Genomic DNA, 17,842 nt, shown 5'->3' with positions numbered 1-17,842 from the left:
CTAAGTTCTACTCTCTCTGAAAGTTCTTATATGCCTACTGGGATTTTTCATAGCCTTTATTTTAACTTTTCTATAATTTCGTTAAGTTCTAATAATTCTTGATTACCATTTTCCATGTTTCGTAAAGTGAATTTATTTTGCTCAACTTCATCCTGTCCTATTATTATAACATATTTTACGGATAATTTGTCAGCATAATTAAATTTCTTTTTTAATTTATCATCTTCAAGATAACTCATGCATTTTACAGAAGAGTTTCTCAAATCATTCATAAGTTTTACTGCGTTTTTTTCGTAGCCTTTCATAGGGATTATAATGCAATCAAAATTAGTTTGTTTTCCTTTTACTAAATTTAATTCTTGAAGTTGATAAAATAATCGAGTCAATCCAATACTCATGCCCACTCCCGGCAACTTACTCTTAGTAAAATTATTAGCTAAACTATCATATCTTCCGCCAGAACAAATAGATCCAATTTCAGGATAATCTTTAAAAAATGTTTCAAATACAGAACCCGTATAGTAATCAAGTCCTCTTGTTATAGATAAATTTATTTTAATATTTTCTGGATTTACACCCAATGATAAAATATCTTGATACACAAATTTTAATTCATTAACTCCACATGTAAATAACTCGTTATCGATATTTAATGATTCAAGTTTTTCAATTATTTCTTGGTTAGTTCCATCGATTTCTAAAAATTTTAATAAAGTATCAATTTTTGATGCATCCAAATTTATTTTAGATAGTTCTTCTTTTACATTATCTATTCCGATTTTATCTAGCTTGTCGATTACTCGCAAACATGATTCAAAATCATCGATGCCTAGGTATGAAAAATATCCATTTAATATTTTTCTATTATTAAATTGAAATTCAAACTCTGGAACATCAATAGATTTTAAAGCTTCATACATGCATTTTACTATTTCTGCATCATTATATAAGCTTAATTTTTCATTTCCAATTATGTCTATATCACATTGATAAAATTCTTTGTAGCGACCCTTTTGATTTCTCTCTCCCCTGTAAACTTTTGCTATTTGATATCTTCTGAATGGGAACGCTAAATCTTGCATGTACATTGAAACATATTTTGCAAGTGGCACAGTTAAGTCAAATCTTAATCCTTGATTTTTTTTGCTATTGTCAATTCTGAAAACTTGCTTACTAGTTTCTCCTCCACCTTTAGATAGTAAAACGTCAAGTTTTTCTATAGCTGGTGTATCAATAGAGAAAAATGCATTTTTAATAAAAACATCTTCTATTTTTCTTTTAATTGTATCAAATACCAATTGGTCTTCAGGAAGAAGTTCCATCATTCCAGGTAATGTAGATGGTTGAATCATAATTAACCTCCTATTAATTAAAGATTATAGATCCACGATCTATAAAATCATCATCTTTTGGATAATAATATTTTATCTTTTCTTTATTTAAAATTTCAATAAGTTTTTCTTTATATTTGTACTTTTCAAGATTACCATAAAATACAAGCCCCAAATCAGAACTATATCCACAAGTTCCACCAATAAATCCTGTATCATAACCTTCTAGTTTTATTTCACCAGAATCTATCAAAAAAGCCTCAATATGTTCCTTCTGAACACTATTAAATATAGATTTATCACTTGTAATCACAAAATTATTAGTAACTATTGTTGAACATTTGGAATATCCCTGATTTACCATTATTATTTTCTCGTCTTTAAGAAGTTTCAAGATAACAGGATCAATAGATTTTTTATTACATATCAAATGATTCTTAATCGAAAAGTTATTCAACAAGCAATCTTTTGGATATTTATCTGATATATCAAATTCTGTTACGTATAATGTTATATAATTTGGAAGATATGCCCTGTAATGATTATATGACTCTTGGGAACAAACAAATGTATTATCGTTTATTTTTCTAATTTGCATATCGACATGGTCACATACTTTTTTATCCAATTTATTGCTATTAAAACTGTAAATAATATCGTAACTACTCTCTTGCAAAAACTTTATTAATCCATCCTTAGATTTAAAACTAACTATTGCAAATTTCTTACGAAATTCTTCAAATATATCATTTCTTATTTCCAATCTATTTTGATTGTCCAAATGTTCTTTAATAATTTCATCAAAAATAAATCCTTTAAACTTAAATTTAATTATATCAAATAAATTTGAAACTGCATAATCCATTAAAAATCTAAAAACCTTAAAAAGTATTGAGTTATTAATCTTATCAAAATAAATCTCATTAATAATTAATTCATTATCTTCAAAATCTAGCACTATATATCCTATCAATTTATCCTCTTCGTAAATCACGAAATGATTTTTTTCTAGTATTTGTTTTTTCATAGATTTAAGTATAGTAGATCTATTCTTAGCTATATTTGAATCAAATTTATTTTGACATAAGATATTGTTTCTAAGTTTATATACAAAATCAGATAACTCTTCGAAGTGTTCATCTTTCAATAAATCAATAAAAATCATAATAACTCCTTAGCATATAAAAAAAAGGAAAGTCTATAATAAACTTTCCTTTGGAGGCGACACCCAGATTTGAACTGGGGGTGAAGGTGTTGCAGACCTCTGCCTTACCACTTGGCTATGTCGCCATATGGAGCGGAAGACGAGACTCGAACTCGCGACCCTCGCCTTGGCAAGGCGATGCTCTACCACTGAGCCACTTCCGCACACATTTTGGTGCCCAGAGCCGGAATCGAACCAGCGACACAAGGATTTTCAGTCCTTTGCTCTACCGACTGAGCTATCTGGGCTTAATGTATCAAACATTACTTAATAAGTATAAACTATTAAATTTGTTTTGTCAAATTTTTTTACAACAATTTAAACCTAACTTTACAAATTACTTATACCTTTGCAATACTCTGTCATTCAACCCATACCACAATGCATCTTCTATTGAATTATTTAAAACATTTTTCAAAGTTTTAACAATTTTTTTGTACAAATTTTCTAATTGCCACATATTCAAAAATTTTTCTTCAGAAATCACAATACTGTCGTTAATAGATTTCATCACCAATTGTTTATCCATTTTGCTATTAATGCTAAATATTTTGTCTTTTAAAATATTTTCGCAATAATTATCTATTATTGAATCCTGTACTCTAAAAGCATTTGATTTGTTTTTAATAGAGCAAATCATTTTGCTTTTTAAAAATTTAGCACTTCTACTTTCAGTATTATGAAGAAGAATATCAGATTTTTTTATTGTTGATGCCGGAATATGCCTTAATACATAAAACTCTAGTTCATCGCTTATATATTTATTATTGAAACCTTCAGTGTATGCTTGAAGATAATAAGTAAACTCAATTTTATTAATATCTTCTGAGATTAAGTCAAAAACGGCTTTAATAATATTATCTTTATCATTTCTATAGGAAAGATGGTTATTTAAAACGTTGTTTATCTTATTAATAGCATTATATTTAACATAACACGGTTGTATTTTGTTTTCTTGTTGAACAATATCAAGCATTAAGTATAAAGCTAATAAATCGTCTTCAAAAAGAAATTTTTTTTCAAGCTTTTTCTTTAAATTGTTCATGTTGTAAGCTTTATACATAACTGTACTCCTAATTATATTTAAAAAACAAAGGACTTTTGATAGTATCTTTCTGTAGAGAATATTTCAATGGTTTCAAAAATAAAACAGAAGATAGAATAATTCAAACCATACGCAAAGTCCAAATCCCTAGTTTTACCTTCTGACATGCTATATTCATCGACTATATCTTCAATATAATTTTTAACCAATGTTTTTAACATCACGCATTCATCGTTATCTATGTTTATTCGACTAGTTTTTATTGCTTTTTTGTTAAATACATGATTTTGAGATATCTTATTCAAAACTCTTTCGTAATTCATGTGATCTTTTAGATGCTGATTACATCTCCATCTTTTTGCGTGTGGAAGGCACACATAATCACTTAGATAATGACTTATTACTCCAAGTTTTGTACTTAAAATCTTATTTTGCAATGAGTTTAATCTTGTTAAATCTGTAAATTGAAAAAGATAAATTATAGTGATAATTTCTTTAACAATATAATTTATACTTTCTTCTTTATAATGGCGTATTAGCTTATATTTTGGTAAAATATCTGGACTAACAGCTCCCCATTCTAACTTTTTTATATTTAAATTGATTCCATAGGAATCCTTAATGTCTTGATTTATTTCTCTAACAATTCTCTTATGAGTTTCCGGAAAAATATTAATCACTACCTTTCGTCATTGGACATATTATTATTTTAGAGTAATTTAAGTTAAAAGTCAATTCTTAACTTTTGCACATAAACACAAGAAAATCGCTAATTCTCAATGATTTCTCGTCTATAACTTCATTTATCAGATTAACAAATTCACTAGAATATTTTTCAGTTAAAAAAGAATAATCTATGTTAAGAGAATGTATTTCAAATTTTTTCATTTCGCAAAAAACGTTATAAATTAAGTTTTTGAAAATATTTTTGTTGTAATCTTTTAAATTTTCTGGCAAATTTGCCAATATAACATAATCCGATATTAAATTGAAAGCAGGAATAATTTTGCATTCACCTTTTTCTATCCCACTTATTTTTGTAAGAGGCTCCAAAATTCTTTCTCCAGCTTTTTCAACTAATTTTTTTGAATTCTCTTCTAGAAGTGAGTTTTCTATAAAATATAAAATTGCATCACTTTGTAGCTCAAAAATATTGCCTTTAACAAATCTTATATCCATAAAATCTCCCCTTTTTTATTTACTATATTACCAATATCAATTATAATACAACATAAGAAAAAAGTATATGAAAGGATTAGAAAATTATGAATATTGCTATAGTATGTGAATACAATCCGTTTCATTTTGGTCATTTACATCAAATAAAAGAAATCAAGAAAGTTTTTCCAAAAGCTAACCTAATTGCAATTATGAGCGGTAATTTAGTACAACGTGGAGAGTTTTCTGTTTTAGACAAACTTTATAAAACTAAAATTGCTTTGGAATATGGAATAGACAGTGTGATTGAAATTCCTTCTGTATTCTCATTACAATCAGCACAAAATTTTGGATATTATGCTATTAAAATCATTGATGCTATTGGATGCGACTACGTATCCTTTGGAATTGAATCAGAAATCGAAGATCTTATTTCTTTTAAAAATTTTCTTCTAGAAAACAATGATAACATTGAGCAATTTATTTGTGACAATAAAAATCTTTCATATAACAAAAGTATAATGGAATTTTCAAAACAAAACTATATGGATTATTCCGATGAAATATTCAGATCAAACAATATTCTTGCATTGGAGTATATAAAATCATTAGATAAAATAAACTCTAATTGTAAAATACTTCCAATTAAAAGGATTAACAGCGATTATAATTCAAATTCTATTGAAAATATATCTTATAGCGCATCTTCTATTAGAAGTAATATAGAATTATTAGATCAATGCGAAAGCAAAATTCCAACTTTAACGTATAAATTTCTAAAAAACAGTTATATTGAAGTTAATAATAAGCTTTTGGATATATTATCATATAAATTATTAATAGAAAAATATAAATTAGATAATATTACAGGATATGAGAAAGGTTTAGAAAATCTTTTAACCAAAGGCCTGGATAAAAATTATCATGCCTTATTTGAAAATATTAAAAATAGAAAGTATTCGCAAAATCGTCTTAAGAGATTGATTTTAAATTATATTTTAGGAGTTGAGAAAGAATTTGTCGATGATATCTTGAAAAAAGACATCGAGGCAATCCGTTTATTAGGATTTAATAAAAATTTCGATTTATCTATGATTAATAAAAATTGTAAAATTTGTTCACTTACCAGAGATTTTTCAAAATTATCAGAGGATTACCAAAAGTTATTTGAATTTGATATAAAAGTCAGCAGACTAATTTACTCGACAAGAAAAGTTAATGATTTTTATGATTTTCCAGTAATAAAAAAATAGAGAATATTCGGGTAACCCCAAAATATTCTCTATTTTTTATTGCCCTTGTTGTTTTGTCAAAATTCTTGGACCATCCTTAGTGATCGCTAGTGTATGCTCATATTGACATGATTTTTTACCATCAATAGTTCTTGCTGTCCATCCATTTTTATCAATTTTCAACTTATGAGTTCCCATATTTATCATTGGTTCGATAGTTAATACCATTCCCTCTTGTAATCTAAGACCTCTGTGTTCTTTTCCGTAATGAAGAACCATTGGATCTTCATGCATGCCTCTACCAATTCCATGTCCTGTAAATTCACGTACTACTGAATAACCATTTGCTTCAGCAATAGATTGAATTCTTGCTCCGATATCACCTAATCTATTGCCAATAACGGCTAATTTAATTCCTTCGTACATGCACTCTCTTGTAACTTCCATTAGCTTTTTAGTTTCTTCATCAACTTCACCAACGGCATAGCTCCAACATGAATCGCTCATCCAGCCATTCAATTCAACCACTGTATCTACTTTTAGCAAATCTCCAGATTTTAAAACATAATCAGATGGATATCCATGACATATTTCGTCATTGACACAGCAGCATGTAGCATATGGGAACCCTTCATAACCAATTTGAGCAGGAATTGCTCCTTTGCTCCTAATAAATTTTTCGCAAAAATCATTGACTTGCATTGTAGTTAATCCCGGTTTAACATATTCTCTTAACGCTTCGTGCATACCCGAAATTACATTTCCAGAAATGTCCATTTTTTCTATTTCGTCTTTATTTTTTATAATAATCATTTACTCACCTGTTCAAAAAAGTTCTTAGGTAATGTAATTTTTACCTTTTTAATCCTTTTATCTTCTACAAAAATTATATTGTACAAAACTCCATCAATATCAATTTTCCTTTTAAACCCATCTTCAGGTATATATCCTAATCGATTTATTAGCATACCGCCTAATGTATCGTAATCGTCAGAGAGTTCATCAATTTCAAGTCCTATATTAGAATTAATTTCCTTTATAGAAGTACTTCCTTTCACGATATAATTGAATTTATCTACTTGAACAATATCTGGTGCCTCATGATCATATTCATCCTCAATATTTCCAACTATCTCTTCAATCAAATCTTCCATTGATACAATTCCTGAAAATCCACCATACTCATCAATTAGTATTGCCATATGAATTCTCTTCTTTTTCATATCTGAAAATAAATCATTAATATTTTTAGTTTCAGATATGAAATACGCAGGTTTCAAAATTTTTCTTAAATCTACATTATTAAATCCAAGTTTGTAAGCTTCGCTCATATAGTCTTTAATATAAATAATGCCTAGAATATTGTCAATATCACCTTCATAAATTGGAATTCTTGAAAATTTAAGTTCCATTAATTTATCCAAGTAATCTTCGATACAATCTTCAAGATCGATAGCAAAAACTTCTGTCCTTGCTGTCATAATTTCTTCAGCAGTTTTTTCATTAAAGTTTATAACAGCATCAATCATGTCTTTTTCATTTGAATTTATAATACCTTGTTCTTTTCCCACTTCTACCATTGACTTTATTTCTTCAACAGTTATCTTGCTTTCAACATTCAAGGTTTTAATTCCAATTATACTTAATATAAGCTTTGTTGCCCTTGAAAGTAAGAAAACAAATGGTTTCAAGATAAAATAAACAAATTTTACAGCACTGATTGAAAATAGTGCAAAAGAATCCGCAACACTTAAAGCAATCCTTTTCGGAATCAATTGTCCAAACAAAATATACAAAAATGACAAAACTAAAAGTACTATACAAACTGATAACCAATAAGTCAAGGAGTTATTTAGTCCTAAAAATACTAATTTTTTACTCAAACTCCCACTTAAACTAGAGGAACATATTGCAGCAGCAACAAATCCAATGTAAGTTAAAATAACCTGAATAGTAGATAAAAATTTTGTGTGTTTTTCAAATTGTTCTAAAACTAATTTTGCTTTATCATTACCATCTTCACTCATAGCTCTAAGCTTATTTTTGTCACAAGATACTATAGCTATTTCACTTGCTGAAAAAAAAGCATTAATTATTATGAGTACCAATAAAATTACCAATTCTATAAAAAGATTGGGCCCGACTTCGTCCATTTAATCCTCCTAAAATTATACATACTAATATTATACAATAATTTAGAATTAAAATAAAACAAAATTAAACGGAATGTATCTGTAAAGTACAGATTTCATTCCGTTTAAAAAATTTTTTATTATTTAGAATAAATTTAATATTATTCCACCATGTTGAGCAATTAATGGTGCAAATACTAATGAAACTACTGTCATCAATTTAATTAGGATATTTAATGATGGGCCTGATGTGTCTTTGAATGGGTCCCCTACAGTATCTCCTACAACAGCTGCTTTATGAGCATCTGATCCTTTTCCACCATGTTGACCTGATTCAATATACTTCTTAGCATTATCCCATGCTCCACCACTGTTTGACATAAATATCGCCATTAAAACACCTGTTACAAGTGAACCTGCTAAAAGTCCTCCTAGAGCTTCTGCACCTAATAGGAATCCCATTATTACAGGACATATTACAGCTAATAATCCAGGTACTATCATTTGTCTTAATGCAGCTCCAGTAGAAATATCAACACATTTTTTGTAATCTGGTTGTTGAGTGCCTTCCATTATTCCAGGGAACTCTTTAAATTGTCTTCTAACTTCTACAATCATATCATTTGCAGCAGTTCCTACAGCATCCATAGTTAACGCTGAGAATAAGAATGGTAACATACCACCAATGAACATACCAGCTACTACTTCAGGACTTGTTACATTGATTTGTTTTAATCCTACAACGGCAGTGTATGATGCAAATAGTGCCAAAGCTGTTAATGCAGCACTACCAATTGCAAATCCTTTACCAATGGCTGCAGTTGTATTACCAACTGAGTCTAATTTATCTGTAATATTTCTAACATCTTCTGGTAATTCACACATTTCTGCAATACCACCAGCGTTATCGGCTATTGGACCGTAAGCATCTACAGCAATTGTCATACCACAAGTTGACAACATACCAATAGCTGCTACTGCAATACCGTATAAACCTTCTGTAGGATTAGTTGCACCATTTGATGCAAAGAATGAAACAATTATACCAATAGCTATAACAATAATAGGGCCAGTTGTTGATTTCATACCTGTAGCTAATCCTGAAATAATGTTAGTAGATGAACCCGTTTCAGATTCTTCAGCTATTTTTTGAACTGGTTTTTTGTCTTCAGATGTGTAATATTCTGTAAATTGAGAAATTATCAATCCAACTAAAATACCTGCTAAAACAGAGAAGAACGCATTATTGTTACCAAGAATAGTTCTTGATAAGAAGAATGATCCTGCGATTGCTAAAATAGAACTAATAATAGTACCAGTATTTAAAGATTTTTGAGGATCCTTTCCTCCTCTTACTGTAAATACACCTATAATAGAAGCAATAACTCCTATAGCTGCTATTGCAATTGCGAAAGACACACCTGCTTCTTTGTAAGCTAATAAACCTAATGTAATCCCTGATAAAATACTACCGGCATAAGATTCGAATAAGTCAGCTCCCATACCTGCAACGTCCCCTACGTTATCACCAACGTTATCTGCAATTACTGCAGGGTTTCTAGGGTCATCTTCAGGAATACCTGCTTCTACTTTACCAACCAAGTCTGCACCAACATCGGCAGCTTTAGTGTAAATACCGCCACCTACTCTGGCAAACAATGCTATTGAAGAAGCACCAAAACTAAATCCAGTAACTATTTCTGCGTCTTGGAAAATAATATAAGAAAGAGTTATACCTAAAATTCCTAATCCAACAACGCACATTCCCATTACTGCTCCACCTGAAAATGCAACGTTTAATGCTCCGTTCATTCCTTCTTCTTTTGCTGAGTTAGCGGTCCTAACGTTTGCCTTTGTAGCAGCTTGCATTCCAATATATCCAGCAAGTACACTAAATATAGCACCAGCTAAGAAACAAATTGCTGTCTTATAATCAATTGCAACACCTAAAATTACGCATACTACAACAACAAAAATAATAAGTGCTTTGTATTGACGAGAAAGATAAGCCATAGCTCCATCATGAATAAATCCAGATATCTCCTTCATTCTTTCATTACCAGCACCTTTTTTACTTATGCTACTAAACTTTATTGCAGCAAATAATAAAGCGATAATACCTGCTGCAATAGCTAAATAGTAATACATATTGTCCATGATTTACTCCTTTCAACTATTAAATTATTTTATATATGCTAACGCCAAAGCTGAAACTAAGAATATAACTGATGATACAACTACGACTCTGTTGATATAATTATCCTTAGTTAATCTTCCACCGTGTCCTCCGACATTAGTTTCGCCTGTTAACGCTGCCATCCCTTCTGATTTAGTTTCTTGACTCATTACCGCAAATATAATTACGATACTAGCAATAACTAAAATTACTGAAAAAACAGTCTTCATTTATCCACCTCATTTCAATTAAGTTGATATATAAAATATAACATACACATTCGATATTATCAAGATATTTCATATACCATTAATGCACAAAAATATTATACCACAAATTACTTAGAATTTAATTGATAATCAATATTGATTTCTACAAAATCATGTGTTATAATTTTTATGATATCAATTATCAATACTTATTATAGAGGTGGTTATGTTACAAGACATATTATTAGAACATTGTTATCCCACACTTAGTAATCTCAAATTTGCGAATATGATAAACGTCGATTATACAGAAAACATATTTGAAGACATATTAAAATTAAATGAAAAATTATCTGAATATAATTTTAGTTTAATTATTTTAAAGCAAACTGAAAAAAAGTTATTGCTGTACTTAATAAATTACAATTTAATAGAAAACTATAATGATAAGAGGCTAAAAAAAGCTTTAGAAAGTTATGGTTATCCTGTGGATAATTTTAATAGCAGCATAAATTTTTTAAAGAAAAGATTGCTTGAAAATGAATTCCCTCATGAAATCGGATTTTTCTTAGGGTATCCATATGAAGATGTGCTTGGATTTATAAATTACAATGGAAAAAATGAATGTATATCTGGAAAATGGAAAGTATATTCTGATGTTGAGAGAGCAAAAAATATTTTTAAAAAATATGACTACGCTAAGCAAATAACAAAAAGGCTATCATTACAAGGAAATAACTTGTTTGATATAATAAATTATTTTAAGGAGTAAATTATGAATTTATTAATTTTGTACTGGTCACAAACTGGTAACACTGAAAAAATGGCTCAAATAATTAAAGATGAGTGTGAGTCAAAGGGTTCTAAAGTTGAAATGGTTTTTAGTGATGATTATCAAAACTGCAATATCGATAATTTCGATGTAATTGCTTTCGGATGCCCTGCTATGGGAGACGAAGAATTAGAGGATACATCATTTGAACCAATGTTTTCTGATTTAGAAAACAAATTAAATGATAAAAAAATCGCTTTATTCGGATCATACGAATGGAACAACGGTGAATGGATGGGATTTTGGAAAGAAAGATGTGCTAAAAATAATTTAAATGTTATTGACACTGTAATTTGTTACGATGCACCAGATGAAAACTCTACTAATGACATCAAAAAATTCGCAGATAATTTATTAAAATAATACTTAAAAAGCTTGGTAGTTTAAACTACCAAGCTTTTTATTAGCCTTTTAATTCGTTTCTATTTTCTTGTAATTCGTCCAATAAATTGTGTAATTTGTCTTGTGTTGTTTCTAACATTTCATCGATATATTGAATAGATTGACTCTTCAATAGTCTAGCATTGTTTTCGGCTTGAGAAGTAATTTCTTCCGCGTTTTTTTGAGCTGCAATAGTAACATCGTGTTCATTTACCATTGTTTCAAATCTGTTACGAGCTTCTTGGTCAATTTTTTCAGCTTCTTTATAAGCTTGAGTTCTAATATTTTCAGACTCTCTGTTAGCTTCATCAATAATTCTATTCTTTTCAGCATTAGTCCATTGAGCTTGTTTGATTTCTTCTGGTAGATTTTCTCTCATGTCTTTTAAAACTGATAAAAGTTCTTCTCTTTCTACCATAACCTTTTTAGAAAATGGAACTGTTGATGCTTCATCAAGTATGTCTTCCATTTCTTCTATTAATTTAATAATATCCATGTAACCCTCCCGCATTGAGCTAATTATTCTTATAATTATTATAATAAAAATATCAAATTAATTCAAGATAAAGCGTTTATTTATCGTTAAATCTTCGCTTTATATCCTCAACGATATTTTCTGGAACAAGTTCTGAGATATCAGCGCCATATGAAGCTATCTCCCTTACTATAGAAGACGAAAGAAATGCATACTTTCCATCTGCAACTAGAAATAATGTTTCTAATTCATCATTTAACTTTTTATTAGCCAATGACATTTGCATTTCTGACTCAAAATCACTTACAGCACGTAGTCCCCTTATAATTGTACTACATCCTATTTGTTTTGCAAAATCTACAGTCAATCCTTCAAATTGATGGATCTTTACATTAGATAAATGTTTACAAGCTTTTTCAATCATTTCAACTCTCTGTTCTAGCGTAAATGTACTTTTCTTTTGAATATTTTTTACAACAGCTACATTTACTTCTTCAAAAATCTTTGCGCTTCTTTCAATGATATCCATGTGCCCATTTGTTATCGGATCAAAACTACCTGGATATAAAACTTTTGTTTTATTCATTATCTTTCCTCAAAAAATAAATATTTTTCTTTTTTCCATATTGTTTTTGCTTTTCCAAATTCAAAGAACCAAAATATTCATCTGGCAACTCTTTTTCTGATTCTAATATCACAAGACAATCATCATTCAAAATATCATTATCTAAGAGCATTTGAATTGATTCTTTGTAATAATTTAGTCTTTCGTATGGAGGATCTATAAAAACATAGTCGAATTTTATTCCTTGCCTCTTGATATTCAATATATTTTTCTTAAAATCTCCCTTAAATACTTTTGTAAATTCTTGTGATTTCGTATGTTCAATATTTTCATTAATACATCTTATGTTATCACTAGAAGCTTCACTAAATACTACCAAATCACAACCTCTACTTATGAATTCTATCCCAACCGCTCCACTTCCAGCAAATAAATCCAATGCTTTAGAATTTGGTTTTACCTGAAATATCACGCTAAATATAGCTTCTTTTATTTTGCCTTCAGTTGGTCTTGTAAATCTATCTAAATCAGTATTTAAGTTCATACCTCTCATTTTTCCTGAAATAACTTTCATTTCTCACCTCAATTAAAAATTACATTTTCTAATAATTTATCTTTAAATTTGTTTATTTCTTTATTTAAATAACTATATTCTTTATTTTTTAACAAATCATTAGTGTAGATATAATCAGTTATCACCGCTGCTTTTTCTATCAAATCATAATCTTTTTCAAGATCTGCGATATTTAAAAGTGGTATTCCTGATTGTCTAGTTCCTAATAAATCACCACTACCTCTCATCATCAAATCTTTTTGTGATAGTTCAAATCCGCTATTTGTCTTGACCATAATATTCATTCTTTCCATTTGCTCATCAGAATGTGCATTATTTATCAGAATACAATAAGATTGATCTGATGATCTACCTACTCTTCCCCTAAGTTGATGAAGTTGTGAAAGTCCAAATCTTTCAGCGTTATAAATAACTATTACATTTGCTTTTCTAACATTAACTCCAACCTCAATAACAGTTGTAGATACAAGTATTTTTGTTTTACCGTCTACAAAATCTTTCATAGTTTCTTCTTTTTCCGAGGATTTCATTTTTCCATGCAACATCCCAACATTTATATCTGAAAAATACTCACTAGTAAGCCTATTGTAAAGTTCAGTTACATTTTCTAATTCTAAAGATTCAGATTCTTCTATCAATGGACAAACGATATATGCCTGAAACCCATTATCAACTTGTTTTCTTATAAAAGCCGCTATCCTTTTTTCATAGCTAAATCCAACAGAATATGTTTCTATTATTTTTCTTCCTTTAGGCATTTCATTTATTGTTGATATATCTAAATCTCCGTAATAGGAAAGTGCTAAAGTTCTAGGAATTGGAGTAGCTGTCATTACAAGAACATCTGGATTTTGTCCCTTGTCAGAAATTTTTTTTCTTTGACCCACTCCAAATCTATGTTGTTCATCGGTTATTACAAGTCCAAGTCTTTTAAATTCAACAAAATCTTGTATTATTGCATGGGTTCCTACTATAACATCGAAATATCCTGATTTTATTCCTTTTAGAACAAAATCTTTTTCTGATTTTGTTAAGTCAGATTTCAATAAGCAAACTTTTATTCCAAATTTTGAAAAATCTTCTGACAAGCTTTCATAATGTTGTGTCGCTAAGATATCTGTAGGAGCCATAAAGGCAGATTGATAACCACTAGAATGTGATTTAAAAATCGCTGCCTCCGCTACTATTGTCTTGCCACTTCCAACATCACCTTGAACCAGCCTATTCATTCTCTTTTCAGATGTCATGTCCATTTCGATATCTTTTATTGCTTCAAGTTGTCCTTTTGTAAGTTCAAATTTTAAAGAATTTATGAAAATATTTATACTTTCGTCTGATTGAAATTTTATATGATTTTGTTGATTGAGTGAAGTTTTCATCGATTTCATTGCCAGTTGCATTATAATAACTTCTTCAAGTACAAGCGCTGTTCTTGCTTTTTTGAATTGTGCGTAATCAACTGGTTTATGAATGTTTTTTATCGCATTTCTTTTATTTTCAATATCATAGTTTTTAATCATACTATACGGAATAACATTTTTTATTTCATCAATACAATGTTTAATAGCAAAATCAACGAACTTAATCATATCGTTATTTGTTATGCCTTTTTTAACTTTGTAAATTGGATAAATTATGCCCAATTTCCCGCCAAAAGTTTTACTTAATATTGGTGAAGATATTTTAAATTGATTTTGGACTCTTTGTATCTTTCCATATAGATAATAAGTTGTATTTGGTAAAATTTGATTTCTAATAAAAGGTTGATTAAACCATGATACGCTAATTTTTGAAGTATCATCAAATGCTATAGCGGTTGTTAAGTTTAGATTTCTTCTTAAATATTTAGTTATAGGTTTAGAAATAAACTTTACCTTTATAACACAATTTTCTTCATCTCTAGTATCAATAATGTTTTTAATAATAGATCTGTTTTCGTATCTGTAAGGAAAGTAATTCAACAAATCATTAATATTGATAATGCCCATAGAGTTTAATACTTCTAATTTTTTCTTTCCTATTCCTTTTATTTCTGATAATTGCATAATTCACCACACAAAAAAATCCTTACATTAGTAATACAAATAATAGACCGATAAAATCGATCTATTATTTGGTATTCTTTGTAAGGAGTTATTCTATTGAAAATACATAATAATATAACGGTTGAGATCCCTCAACAACCTCTATATCAATATCTTTATATTCTTCTTCTAAACTATCCCTTAATTTATTGGCCATCATTTCATCACAACCTTCGCCGTAATAAATAGTGACTAATGAATCATCTTTTTGAATTAGTTGTCTTAATAAATCCATTGAAACTTTATTAATATCATTACCGACAGCCCTAATATTCTTTTGATCAAGACCGATAATATCGTCTTTTTTAACTTTTATATCAGACATATTTAAATCTTTTACAGCAAAAGTAACTTCTCCTGTTTTTACAGTAGATATTACATCGTTAAAACTGTCAAAGTTTTCTTGTGCACTAGCTTCTTCGTTGAAAGCCAAAAGCGCAGAAATAGATTGTGGTACGGCTTTTGTTTCTACCACATATACTTGCTTATCAACTATTTGTTTAGCTTGATTTGCTGATAATATAATATTTTTATTATTTGGGAACACATAAACTGTCTTTGCATTAACTTTTTCTATAGAATTAACTATATCTTCAGTTGATGGATTCATTGTTTGGCCACCAGTTATTACTTCATCGACATTTAGCATCTCAAAAACTTTGCTGAAGCCTTTCCCACTGCTAACAACCACAAATCCAAAATCTTTTTCTGGTTCTGAAGGTTTACTAGAAGCTTGATTAATTTCTTCTTCAGTAGAATGCAAGTTTTGATGTTGTAATCTCATGTTATCAATTTTAATATCTTTTAATGCGCCTAATTCTAAAGCTATTTCTAAAACTTTACCAGGATTGTTAGTGTGAATATGAGTCTTGATTACTCCATCACCTTTTACAACTAATAAACAATCGCCAAGGTTTTCAAGTTTTGATCTATATGAATTTTCGTCAGCATCAGTCATTATGAAAAATTCAGTACAATATCCGAATTTTATTTCTTCATCAGATACAACATTTGTGTTTTCATTGATAGTTCTAGAAGATTCATCGATTACAGTTTCTGAAATTAATTTTTCATTATCGTAATTTAAAACGCCTTCCAAAAATAACATTAATCCCTGTCCGCCTGCATCAACTACATCGGCTTCTTTTAAAACAGGTAACATTTCTTTTGTTTTAAGAAGCGCCTTATTACCTTCAGAAATAATATCTGTCAAAAATTCTTTGATATCTTCGTAATTTTGGTAGTTTTCTTCAGCAAATTCTCCCATACATCTAGAAACTGTAAGAATAGTTCCTTCTGTTGGTTTCATTACAGCTTTGTAGGCAGTTTTATAACTTTCAACAAATCCATCTCTTAATGCTAATATATTAAATTCTGTATAATCTTTAAAACCATTATAAAAACCCCTCATAATTTGAGAAGTAATTACTCCCGAATTTCCTCTAGCTCCCATAAGTGAACCATCGCTCATAGCTTTCGCTAAACTTGCAATGCTCAAATCAGTTACGCCATTGACTTTAGAAATAGCAGATTTAATTGTCAATGTCATATTGGTACCAGTATCTCCATCTGGAACCGGAAAAACATTTAAGCTATTAACTATTTCCCTTTTATTTTCTAAGTTCTTAAATCCCGCTAGAAGGCAATTCTTGAACAGTGTTGCGTCATTCTTCATTGTGCCCCCTATTTTCCTTCGTTTATTCTCATATCTTGAACAAGAACATTAACACATTCAACTTCAAGACCTGTTTTGTTTTCTACACTATATTTAACTGTATCAATAATATTTTGGCAAACCACAGCAATTTTAGTACCGTATTCCAAAACAACAGTCAAATCTATTACAATTTTATTATTTTTTGTATATACTTTTACGCCTTTACTCATATTATCTTTGTTGAGTAACATTAAAAAACCATCTGACAAATTTTTATAAGCTAGTCCAACAATTCCGTAACAAGTCATCGCTGTTTCACTAGCAATAGTTCTAACGATATTATCTGATATTAATATTGAACCATATTCGTTATCAATTTTAGTAGTCATATTACCTCCTATTTGTGATACCTAATTAATTATATTATACTCTTTTTATGTCAAAGATTCTAATTTACATATTAATACTATATTATTATAACATATTTTAGTTTTAAAAGCTTGAAATTCTGTTTTAAAATATGCTATAATATCAAGAGACATTTGAAAAAGAACCAGGAGGTGTAATTATGTCCAAAAAATGTGAAATTTGTGGTAAATCAAGAACTTTCGGAAATAATAGATCATTTTCTTTAAGATCTTCAAATAGAAGCTGGGCACCTAACATCAGAAAAGTTAGAGCTTTAGTTGATGGCAAACCAAAAAGAATCAATGTGTGCACAAGATGCTTAAGATCAGGTTTAGTTGAAAGACCTCAATTTATCAAAACAACAGAAGAAGAATAAAAC

The 17,842-nt window shown here is 29.1% G+C and carries 19 protein-coding genes and 3 tRNA genes; 4 read left to right on the top strand and 18 right to left on the bottom strand.

The features are described from left to right. Positions 1 to 56 precede the first annotated feature (56 nt). From hisS to ACU68Y_RS01080, 8 genes are all read right to left on the bottom strand, one after another. On the bottom strand, positions 57 to 1,352 hold the full coding sequence (hisS, locus tag ACU68Y_RS01115) for a histidine--tRNA ligase (RefSeq protein ID WP_002838300.1): 1,296 nt from the start codon (positions 1,350 to 1,352) through the stop codon (positions 57 to 59). 13 nt (positions 1,353 to 1,365) lie between these two features. Further along, entirely contained in the window at positions 1,366 to 2,496 is a 1,131-nt protein-coding gene (locus ACU68Y_RS01110) for a DUF6873 family GME fold protein (protein WP_002838395.1), read from the bottom strand. A 51-nt stretch (positions 2,497 to 2,547) separates the two neighbouring features. Continuing rightward, positions 2,548 to 2,621, bottom strand: a tRNA-Cys gene (locus ACU68Y_RS01105). Between the two features lie 3 nt (positions 2,622 to 2,624). After that, positions 2,625 to 2,699, bottom strand: a tRNA-Gly gene (locus ACU68Y_RS01100). A gap of 8 nt (positions 2,700 to 2,707) precedes the next feature. Beyond that, positions 2,708 to 2,783: transfer RNA gene (locus tag ACU68Y_RS01095), tRNA-Phe, on the bottom strand. 89 nt (positions 2,784 to 2,872) lie between these two features. Further along, positions 2,873 to 3,598 carry a hypothetical protein gene (locus ACU68Y_RS01090; RefSeq protein ID WP_002838325.1) on the bottom strand — a complete coding sequence of 242 codons (726 nt, stop codon included), beginning with the start codon at positions 3,596 to 3,598 and terminating at the stop codon, positions 2,873 to 2,875. A 20-nt stretch (positions 3,599 to 3,618) separates the two neighbouring features. Next, entirely contained in the window at positions 3,619 to 4,260 is a 642-nt protein-coding gene (locus ACU68Y_RS01085; RefSeq protein ID WP_002839352.1) for a zinc dependent phospholipase C family protein, read from the bottom strand. A 58-nt stretch (positions 4,261 to 4,318) separates the two neighbouring features. Next, entirely contained in the window at positions 4,319 to 4,759 is a 441-nt protein-coding gene (locus ACU68Y_RS01080) for a hypothetical protein (RefSeq protein WP_002838155.1), read from the bottom strand. Positions 4,760 to 4,845: 86 nt separating this feature from the next. Between ACU68Y_RS01080 and ACU68Y_RS01075 the strand changes: the two genes are divergently transcribed. Further along, on the top strand, positions 4,846 to 5,991 hold the full coding sequence (locus tag ACU68Y_RS01075; protein WP_446755234.1) for a tRNA(Met) cytidine acetate ligase: 1,146 nt from the start codon (positions 4,846 to 4,848) through the stop codon (positions 5,989 to 5,991). A gap of 36 nt (positions 5,992 to 6,027) precedes the next feature. On the opposite strand, the gene map is transcribed toward ACU68Y_RS01075, so the two are convergent. The 4 genes from map to secG form a co-directional block, all read right to left on the bottom strand. After that, complete coding sequence (gene map, locus ACU68Y_RS01070) at positions 6,028 to 6,783, bottom strand: type I methionyl aminopeptidase (RefSeq protein WP_002838358.1); 756 nt, start codon at positions 6,781 to 6,783, stop codon at positions 6,028 to 6,030. Further along, positions 6,780 to 8,123: a hemolysin family protein gene (locus ACU68Y_RS01065; protein WP_094225592.1), complete on the bottom strand. Its 1,344-nt coding sequence runs from the start codon at positions 8,121 to 8,123 to the stop codon at positions 6,780 to 6,782. Before ACU68Y_RS01065 ends, map begins: the two co-directional genes overlap by 4 nt. A gap of 123 nt (positions 8,124 to 8,246) precedes the next feature. Beyond that, positions 8,247 to 10,259 carry a sodium-translocating pyrophosphatase gene (locus tag ACU68Y_RS01060; RefSeq protein ID WP_012290564.1) on the bottom strand — a complete coding sequence of 671 codons (2,013 nt, stop codon included), beginning with the start codon at positions 10,257 to 10,259 and terminating at the stop codon, positions 8,247 to 8,249. Positions 10,260 to 10,283: 24 nt separating this feature from the next. Continuing rightward, positions 10,284 to 10,508: a preprotein translocase subunit SecG gene (gene secG, locus ACU68Y_RS01055; protein WP_094229786.1), complete on the bottom strand. Its 225-nt coding sequence runs from the start codon at positions 10,506 to 10,508 to the stop codon at positions 10,284 to 10,286. 205 nt (positions 10,509 to 10,713) lie between these two features. Between secG and ACU68Y_RS01050 the strand changes: the two genes are divergently transcribed. After that, on the top strand, positions 10,714 to 11,259 hold the full coding sequence (locus ACU68Y_RS01050; protein WP_002841693.1) for a DUF3793 family protein: 546 nt from the start codon (positions 10,714 to 10,716) through the stop codon (positions 11,257 to 11,259). A gap of 3 nt (positions 11,260 to 11,262) precedes the next feature. Then, a complete protein-coding gene (locus ACU68Y_RS01045) occupies positions 11,263 to 11,682 on the top strand; it encodes a flavodoxin (RefSeq protein ID WP_094225590.1) in 420 nt (139 codons plus the stop codon). A 40-nt stretch (positions 11,683 to 11,722) separates the two neighbouring features. On the opposite strand, the gene ACU68Y_RS01040 is transcribed toward ACU68Y_RS01045, so the two are convergent. The 6 genes from ACU68Y_RS01040 to ACU68Y_RS01015 all read right to left on the bottom strand — a co-directional run bounded on the left by ACU68Y_RS01040 (position 11,723) and on the right by ACU68Y_RS01015 (position 17,444). Beyond that, positions 11,723 to 12,196, bottom strand: coding sequence for a hypothetical protein (locus ACU68Y_RS01040; protein ID WP_002838280.1), 474 nt, complete (start codon positions 12,194 to 12,196; stop codon positions 11,723 to 11,725). A gap of 76 nt (positions 12,197 to 12,272) precedes the next feature. Continuing rightward, positions 12,273 to 12,761: a pantetheine-phosphate adenylyltransferase gene (coaD, locus tag ACU68Y_RS01035; RefSeq protein ID WP_002838125.1), complete on the bottom strand. Its 489-nt coding sequence runs from the start codon at positions 12,759 to 12,761 to the stop codon at positions 12,273 to 12,275. After that, a complete protein-coding gene (gene rsmD / locus ACU68Y_RS01030; RefSeq protein WP_002839291.1) occupies positions 12,754 to 13,314 on the bottom strand; it encodes a 16S rRNA (guanine(966)-N(2))-methyltransferase RsmD in 561 nt (186 codons plus the stop codon). The genes coaD and rsmD overlap by 8 nt, the downstream gene beginning before the upstream one ends. Before the next feature lie 8 nt (positions 13,315 to 13,322). Further along, the gene (gene recG, locus ACU68Y_RS01025; protein ID WP_446765317.1) at positions 13,323 to 15,359 is read right to left on the bottom strand and encodes an ATP-dependent DNA helicase RecG; all 2,037 of its coding nucleotides are present in this window, start codon (positions 15,357 to 15,359) and stop codon (positions 13,323 to 13,325) included. Positions 15,360 to 15,447: 88 nt separating this feature from the next. Further along, the gene (locus ACU68Y_RS01020; RefSeq protein ID WP_002839379.1) at positions 15,448 to 17,073 is read right to left on the bottom strand and encodes a DAK2 domain-containing protein; all 1,626 of its coding nucleotides are present in this window, start codon (positions 17,071 to 17,073) and stop codon (positions 15,448 to 15,450) included. 8 nt (positions 17,074 to 17,081) lie between these two features. After that, a complete protein-coding gene (locus tag ACU68Y_RS01015) occupies positions 17,082 to 17,444 on the bottom strand; it encodes an Asp23/Gls24 family envelope stress response protein (RefSeq protein WP_002838226.1) in 363 nt (120 codons plus the stop codon). Positions 17,445 to 17,623: 179 nt separating this feature from the next. On the opposite strand from ACU68Y_RS01015, the gene rpmB reads away from it, so the two are divergent. Then, positions 17,624 to 17,839: a 50S ribosomal protein L28 gene (gene rpmB, locus ACU68Y_RS01010; protein WP_002836298.1), complete on the top strand. Its 216-nt coding sequence runs from the start codon at positions 17,624 to 17,626 to the stop codon at positions 17,837 to 17,839. The last annotated feature ends 3 nt before the right edge of the window (positions 17,840 to 17,842 follow it).

The organism is Finegoldia sp. P1-F-LS (assembly GCF_052932205.1).
This window is presented reverse-complemented; position numbering and strand designations above follow the sequence as displayed.